The following is a 6,153-nucleotide window of genomic DNA, read 5'->3' on the forward strand; positions in this document are numbered from 1 at the left end:
AACTCGAACTGGCCAGCAACCCGGCCTGCGCCGTGCTCAGGCCGAACTCGGTTTTGATCGAGCCTAGCAGGAAGGTCATCATCGCCAGGTCCATGGAGTCGAAGAAAAACGCCAAGGCAATGATGATGAAAATGATGCGGTGATAACCACTGATGGGCAGCCGTTCCAGTCGTTCTGCCGCGCTAAAGCTTCGTGTTTCCATGCCACCTTCCCCCAATCTGAAAGTCCCCGGATCGAGTGTGCGCGATAGTGACTGGGGGTTATTGCTGGATACGACCTGCCCACAGCTCTGAACGACGCCTGAAGCCCAGAATCCCGAACATCGCCCCCCAATGGCTCTAAAGCGCCATTTCCAGCTCGGTTTCCTTGGCGAAATGATGGATTTCACGTTGCCCCGTGGCCGTGATTTGCAAGGCTCGCGAATCGCTGGGCAGGCTCAACCAGCCGGACTGCATGAACAGTTGCAACAAGGCAGCCCCCAAGGAACCACCCATGTGCGGGCGTCTTTCGCTCCAGTCCGGGCACGCGCAGACGACTCTGCCGTTGCGGTGGGCCAGCGCCTGGATGAACACACCGCGTGCTGCCAATTGCGTGGAACCCTTGTGAGTGATCATGACCCGCTGATCGAGCTGCTCGATCCAGCCAGCATCCAGCAGTCGCTGGTAAAGATCCGCGGCCAGGGTGCCTCCCAGATGGTCGTCGCAGAGTCGGGCCCGCAGCAGTGACGAAGGCGCCGCCTGAGGTTTGGCGATAGGGCTCGTGCGTTTGAACACCTCTGGAATATCCCGAGGCGCGCTGGCCAGGGTAGCACTGGCCAGGGCTTCTATCGCGGCGCCGACTTCGGGCGCGGCAAGCCGGAAAAACCGTTTGCGCCCACGGGTTTCGACTTTCAACAGACCGCCGGTGGACAAGCGCCCCAGATGCGCACTGGCCGAAGACGGCGACAGGCCCGCCAGCAACGCCAGCTCCTCAGTGTGCCGTGCCGTGCCGTCCATCAAGGCCCACATCATTGCGCTGCGCTTTGGGTCAGCCAGCAACGTGGCAATCTGGCTGATGCAAGGTGCATGTTCCATGTATTCACTCCCTGTTGAATCGTTTCGTCTACTGCTCAGAGACATCTTGACCAGTAATGTGTCCTCGGCCAAGACGCGAAAACCGCCATAAGCCGGGCAAAGCCACCCGCTCACCCAGGCCATTGCTTCGCGGGTGCAGCGAAGGTCCGGTGATGACCGTAGGGTCTGACCGACTCGAACGTGGACTCGCCATTGCGAGATCGACGGCGCGTACATGAGGCGGGCGCTAGTATAAGCGGGTTAACCGCCGGTTCCTGCCCTCGGGAATCCATTGGTGGTGATAGTTCCTGACAGAAATTTCGCTATTTGCCTGCGACTAATGATCGACACCCGATATCGTCGGAAATTGACTGCTTATCCGAGCGCATCGGCTGGCAAGCATTTCCCGCAAAAGGTTCRCCGGCTTACTCAATTGTGCGCGATGGGCGCACAGTAAATTCTCCCCGTTCCCGCCACGGCCCACAGCCGCACCACATCGGCATCGTCACTGAAGCGATCGCCGCTGACGGTCAGGCTCACCTCGCGTTTGCCGTCGTGAAAACTCCAGTGATCGTGGACCCGGCTACCGAGCATAAACAGCAGGCAATTGTGCTGCGCCAATTGCTCCAGCTGCCGTGGTTCGCCATGTCGGGCCAGATAACTCGGCGCAGCACACAGCACGCGGCGGTTCTGCGGTGCGATGGGTAAGGCCACCAGGCTCGAGTCTTCCGGCTCGCCGTAACGCAAGGCGATGTCCACCGGTTGGCGGAACAGGTCGGCGATGCGGTCGCCCAGCAGCAACCGTACGGTGAGTTTCGGATGCTCGCGCTGAAACTCGTCGAGCCATGGCAACAGCAGGTTGCGCCCGAAATCCGAAGGCGCCGACAGCTGCAAAATCCCACTGACCTGATCCTGCCCACTGGCCAGCAAACGGCGGCCCTCATCGAGATTGCTCAAGGCGGCCCGGGCGTACTCCAGAAAGCCCTCGCCTTCGGCCGTCAGGCGCAGGCTACGGGTAGAGCGGGTGAGCAAGCGTGCGCCAAGTTGTTGTTCGATGCGCTTCAACGCCGCGCTGGCCACCGCCGCCGACATATCCATCCCCCGTGCCGCCGCCGACAGACTGCCCAGGTCCGCCGCCCGAACGAACAACTGCAAGTCATCGAAACGCAACATCTTCAGCCCCGATTATCAAAAAAATGTTGAAAGAGACTGCTCTTTTAGCGGGTTTTATCTTGCAGAGAAATAACCAATCATCTGTGCCATCGAAATCATCTCTCTCCCAGGATCCCACTATGAAAGCCATTGCCTACTTCGCCTCCCTGCCGATCAGCGACGAAAAATCCCTGCAAGATATCGAACTGCCAGAACCGGTCGCCGGCCCTTGCGACCTGTTGGTGGAGGTCAAAGCCATTTCGGTCAACCCGGTGGACACCAAGATTCGCCAGAACGTACAGCCTGAAGGTGGCGCGGCCAAAGTGCTGGGCTGGGACGTGGCGGGAGTGGTCAAGGCTGTTGGCAGCGAAGTGACCTTGTTCAAGGCCGGCGACAAGGTGTTCTACGCCGGCTCCATCGTCCGTGCCGGCGGCAACAGCGAGCTTCATTTGGTGGATGAGCGCATCGTCGGCCATATGCCCAAGACCCTTGGTTTCGCCGAAGCCGCCGCCCTGCCGCTAACCGCCATCACCGCGTGGGAACTGTTGTTCGAACGCCTGCAAATACGCGAAGGCAAAACCGATGAGGGTCAGAGCCTGCTGATCGTCGGTGCCGCCGGGGGCGTTGGTTCAATCCTCACGCAATTGGCCAGCCAGCTCACCGGGTTGAAAGTCATCGGCACCGCGTCCCGTGCCCAAACCCAGAGTTGGGTGCGTGACATGGGCGCCGATCAGGTGATCGATCACAGTCAGCCGCTGAGTGAAGCACTCAAACGTGCAGGGTTCGAGCATGTGACCCACGTTGCCAGCCTGACCCAGACTGACCAACACCTGGATCAATTGGTGGAGGCATTGGCGCCGCAAGGCAAACTGGCGCTGATCGATGATCCGAAGGCGCTGGACGTAACCAAGCTCAAACGCAAGAGCCTGTCGCTGCACTGGGAGTTCATGTACACCCGCTCGCTGTTCGAAACCGCCGACATGATCGAGCAACACAAACTGCTCAACCGCGTCGCCGGGCTGATCGATGCCGGCACACTGAAAACCACGGTCGGTGAGCACTTCGGAACCATCAACGCCGCCAACCTGCGTCGCGCCCATGAACGGCTGGAAAGCGGCAAGTCCAAGGGCAAGATTGTGCTTGAAGGGTTCTGACCCGAAGATCAAAAGATCGCTGCGCCAGCGATCTTTTGCCGTCAGTCAGAGAGTTGATCGTTGTCACAATTGCGATCGTATTCAGGTCTACAATCGAAAACTCTGCGAACAATCTTTTACGTGATGTCTTTTGCAAGACGTCTTTCACAAGAGGAACTCAGCAATGAAGATCCTGATAAAAGAATTGGCAACATCCCGCTGGCAGGTTCGCCTGGATCAACACGCTGTGACGTTCCGCAGTGAAGCCGAAGCCCTGGCCTTCACTAAAACGCTTGAAGCGCGCTTGCTCGCGCCCCATCAGATTCCCGGCCGTCAGCAGCGCACTGCTGGCTGAGTCCGTCCTCAGGCCTGGGCTTGTTCCAACGCCCGGGCATTCTGCAAACGCCGGGTGAGCATCGCCACGCTCACCACCACAATTGCGCACAGGCTGATGACCATGGCCATCGGCATGGCACTGCCATCGTGCAAAACACCCACCAGCGCCGCGGCCCCGGCGGCGACGCTGAATTGCAGGCAACCGAGCATCGCCGAGGCACTGCCCGCCCGTGCGCCCTGGCCGCTCATCGCGCAGGCCGAGGCGTTGGGCACGATACAACCCAGGCTGGCGATGCAGACAAAAAGCGGAATCAGCAACGGCCACAAGTGCGCAGGGTGCAGCGAGCTGACCGCCAACAGGGCCAGGCCGCCCGCCAGGTAGAGCCAGACAGTGCGCGCCAGCAAGAAGGCCGGACCGCGTCTCGCCAGCAACCGGGCATTGACCTGGGCCACCAGGATGAACCCCGCCGCGTTGATCCCGAACAGCCAGCCGAAATGCTCGGCCGGCACACCATAGAGTTTGATGAAGACGAACGGCGAGCCCGCGATGTAGGCAAACATCCCGGCGATGGCGACACCACCGGTCAGGGCATGACCGAGGAATATCGGGTCCGCCAGCAACCGACCGTACTGGCGTAGTGCGCCCGACAACGGTTGGCGCGGCACATGGGCCGGTAGACTTTCCGGTAGCCCGAGAGCCACCGCCAACCCGGCCAGCGCACTGAAACCGGTCAGCACGAGAAAGATCGACTGCCAACCCGTCGTGTTGACCAACAACCCGCCCAGCATCGGCGCAAGAATCGGCGCCAGGCCCATCACCAGCATCAACTGCGAAAAGACCTTCGCCGACCCCACCGCATCGCATTTATCGCTGACCACTGCCCGGGCGATCACCATGCCCGCGCAACCACCCAGCGCCTGGACAAAGCGGGCACCGATCAGCCACTCAAGACTCGGCGCGTAAGCACAGGCCAATGAGGCCACGGTGAATAAACCGACACCTGTCAGCAAGGGAAGCCGTCGCCCAAAGCGATCCGCCACCGGGCCGTACGCCAGTTGGCCGATGGACAGCCCCAGGAAATAGGCCGCCAGGGTCAGTTGAACGTGTTTTTCGTCGGTACCGAAAGCGAGCGCCATCGCCGGGAAGGCCGGCAGGTAGAAATCGATCGCCAGGGGACCGAAAGCGCTCAAGGCGCCGAGAATCAGGATTGTGCGCAGGTTCATCAGGCGTCCAGGTTGGGCAGACAGGTTAGCCATGGATCGGCAGGCTGACAGTCTAGCCGGGCGTGGACGCCTTGAACATTCCGATAGGTCGCTAACTATTAAAAATAGCTCAGGCCTGTTTTACCCCGTAACCCTCTTCAGTGATGGCGGCGATTACCTGATCGGCTGTCAGCACGGTTTCTACGCCGACTTCTTTTGCCGCCAGATCGATGCGTACGCTGGCTGCCGGATCCTTGGCTTGCAGCGCCTCAGTGATAGCCTTGACGCAGTGACCGCAGGACATGCCTTCAACGTTGAACACTTGCATGGGACGTCTCCTTTAATGAAGCCCTTACATGAGGGTTGCGCGCAGTCTCGAGCTTGCCACCATGGCAAGGTCAAGTTCTGAATCAAGCTGCCGGGCTGGCAATCGGCGTCGCGCTCGGCCAAGCTGCGTCCATCTATGACTCGACATCAGGAGATTCAGCCATGCGCTGGTCAGCTCTCAGCCTGTTTGGCTTCCTCAGCCTCTTTGCCGCGACACCTTCGGTTCAAGCCGCCGGGGAGGACTACGGCGTGCTGATCATTTCCCGCGAGCGTCTGGAAGTGTCGACTTCCTGCGAGATCGGCGTGTACATCCAGGATCAGTTGGCCGGGCGGCTGTTCCAGGAACAGAGCACCTCGTTCAACCTGCCGCCGGGCAATGTGTCCCTGCGCCTCAAACTGCTGCCGGGCCAGGCGCCGGGCTGCAACCCGGGCATGCTCGCGCCGGGGTCGCAGGACATCAAACTCAAGGCTGGGGATGTGTTGAAGTTCCGGATTGCGATGACGCAGGAAGGGATGTACCTCAAGCCTGCAGCTTTGGAATACACGGCATGACCTGTGCATCTTGCGTCGGCCGCGTCGAACGGGCACTGACCAAGGTGCCGGGAGTGAAAAGTGTCAGCGTCAACCTGGCCAMCGAACGGGCGCACCTTGAGCTGCTCGGCCAGGTCGATCCGCAAACCTTGATCGGCGCCGTGACCAAGGCCGGTTATTCCGCCCGCGTCTGGGAAGTCGAACACCCGCAAACCGATAATCAGCAACAACGCCTGCAGCGCGAACGCTGGGCCTTGCTGGCGGCCATCGCCCTCGCCTTGCCGCTGGTGCTGCCGATGCTGCTGCAACCTTTCGGTGTGCACTGGATGCTCCCGGCGTGGGTGCAGTTCGCGCTGGCAACGCCGGTGCAATTCGTCTTCGGCGCCCGCTTCTATGTCGCTGCGTGGAAAGCCGTGCGC

The 6,153-nt window shown here is 60.6% G+C and carries 6 protein-coding genes and 3 pseudogenes; 4 read left to right on the forward strand and 5 right to left on the reverse strand.

Features of this window, described 5'->3' with window-relative positions:
- The 3 genes and pseudogenes from AC1DLB_RS22805 to AC1DLB_RS22815 all read right to left on the reverse strand — a co-directional run.
- Nucleotides 1–202: pseudogene (locus AC1DLB_RS22805) on the reverse strand (MFS transporter); the annotation flags it as partial.
- A gap of 136 nt (nucleotides 203–338) precedes the next feature.
- A complete protein-coding gene (locus AC1DLB_RS22810; RefSeq protein WP_477744163.1) occupies nucleotides 339–1,073 on the reverse strand; it encodes an ArsR/SmtB family transcription factor in 735 nt (244 codons plus the stop codon).
- Between the two features lie 316 nt (nucleotides 1,074–1,389).
- Nucleotides 1,390–2,225: pseudogene (locus tag AC1DLB_RS22815) on the reverse strand (LysR family transcriptional regulator).
- A 119-nt stretch (nucleotides 2,226–2,344) separates the two neighbouring features.
- Between AC1DLB_RS22815 and AC1DLB_RS22820 the strand changes: the two are divergent.
- On the forward strand, nucleotides 2,345–3,358 hold the full coding sequence (locus AC1DLB_RS22820) for a zinc-binding alcohol dehydrogenase family protein (protein ID WP_477744165.1): 1,014 nt from the start codon (nucleotides 2,345–2,347) through the stop codon (nucleotides 3,356–3,358).
- A gap of 163 nt (nucleotides 3,359–3,521) precedes the next feature.
- Complete coding sequence (locus AC1DLB_RS22825; protein ID WP_018928382.1) at nucleotides 3,522–3,692, forward strand: hypothetical protein; 171 nt, start codon at nucleotides 3,522–3,524, stop codon at nucleotides 3,690–3,692.
- A gap of 8 nt (nucleotides 3,693–3,700) precedes the next feature.
- Here the strand turns inward: AC1DLB_RS22825 and AC1DLB_RS22830 are convergent, their stop codons facing one another.
- Both AC1DLB_RS22830 and AC1DLB_RS22835 read right to left on the reverse strand, forming a co-directional pair.
- The gene (locus AC1DLB_RS22830; protein ID WP_019582302.1) at nucleotides 3,701–4,897 is read right to left on the reverse strand and encodes a multidrug effflux MFS transporter; all 1,197 of its coding nucleotides are present in this window, start codon (nucleotides 4,895–4,897) and stop codon (nucleotides 3,701–3,703) included.
- 109 nt (nucleotides 4,898–5,006) lie between these two features.
- Nucleotides 5,007–5,204 (reverse strand): heavy-metal-associated domain-containing protein, encoded by a 198-nt coding sequence (locus AC1DLB_RS22835; RefSeq protein ID WP_477744166.1) that lies wholly within the window; start codon nucleotides 5,202–5,204, stop codon nucleotides 5,007–5,009.
- A gap of 161 nt (nucleotides 5,205–5,365) precedes the next feature.
- Here AC1DLB_RS22835 and AC1DLB_RS22840 point away from each other — a divergent pair, with 161 nt between their 5' ends.
- Together AC1DLB_RS22840 and AC1DLB_RS22845 are read left to right on the forward strand one after the other, a co-directional pair.
- Nucleotides 5,366–5,755: a hypothetical protein gene (locus tag AC1DLB_RS22840; protein WP_477785687.1), complete on the forward strand. Its 390-nt coding sequence runs from the start codon at nucleotides 5,366–5,368 to the stop codon at nucleotides 5,753–5,755.
- Nucleotides 5,707–6,153: pseudogene (locus AC1DLB_RS22845) on the forward strand (cation transporter); the annotation flags it as partial. The gene AC1DLB_RS22840 and the pseudogene AC1DLB_RS22845, both read left to right, overlap by 49 nt.

It is taken from the genome of Pseudomonas sp. 05N434, from assembly GCF_056396965.1.

Excerpts from the sequence above, each read along its gene's own strand:
- AC1DLB_RS22810 (WP_477744163.1), bottom strand. The coding sequence starts at position 1,073 with ATGGAACATGCACCTTGCATCAGCCAGATTGCCACGTTGCTGGCTGAC.
- AC1DLB_RS22820 (WP_477744165.1), top strand. The coding sequence starts at position 2,345 with ATGAAAGCCATTGCCTACTTCGCCTCCCTGCCGATCAGCGACGAAAAA.
- AC1DLB_RS22825 (WP_018928382.1), top strand. The coding sequence starts at position 3,522 with ATGAAGATCCTGATAAAAGAATTGGCAACATCCCGCTGGCAGGTTCGC.
- AC1DLB_RS22830 (WP_019582302.1), bottom strand. The coding sequence starts at position 4,897 with ATGAACCTGCGCACAATCCTGATTCTCGGCGCCTTGAGCGCTTTCGGT.
- AC1DLB_RS22835 (WP_477744166.1), bottom strand. The coding sequence starts at position 5,204 with ATGCAAGTGTTCAACGTTGAAGGCATGTCCTGCGGTCACTGCGTCAAG.
- AC1DLB_RS22840 (WP_477785687.1), top strand. The coding sequence starts at position 5,366 with ATGCGCTGGTCAGCTCTCAGCCTGTTTGGCTTCCTCAGCCTCTTTGCC.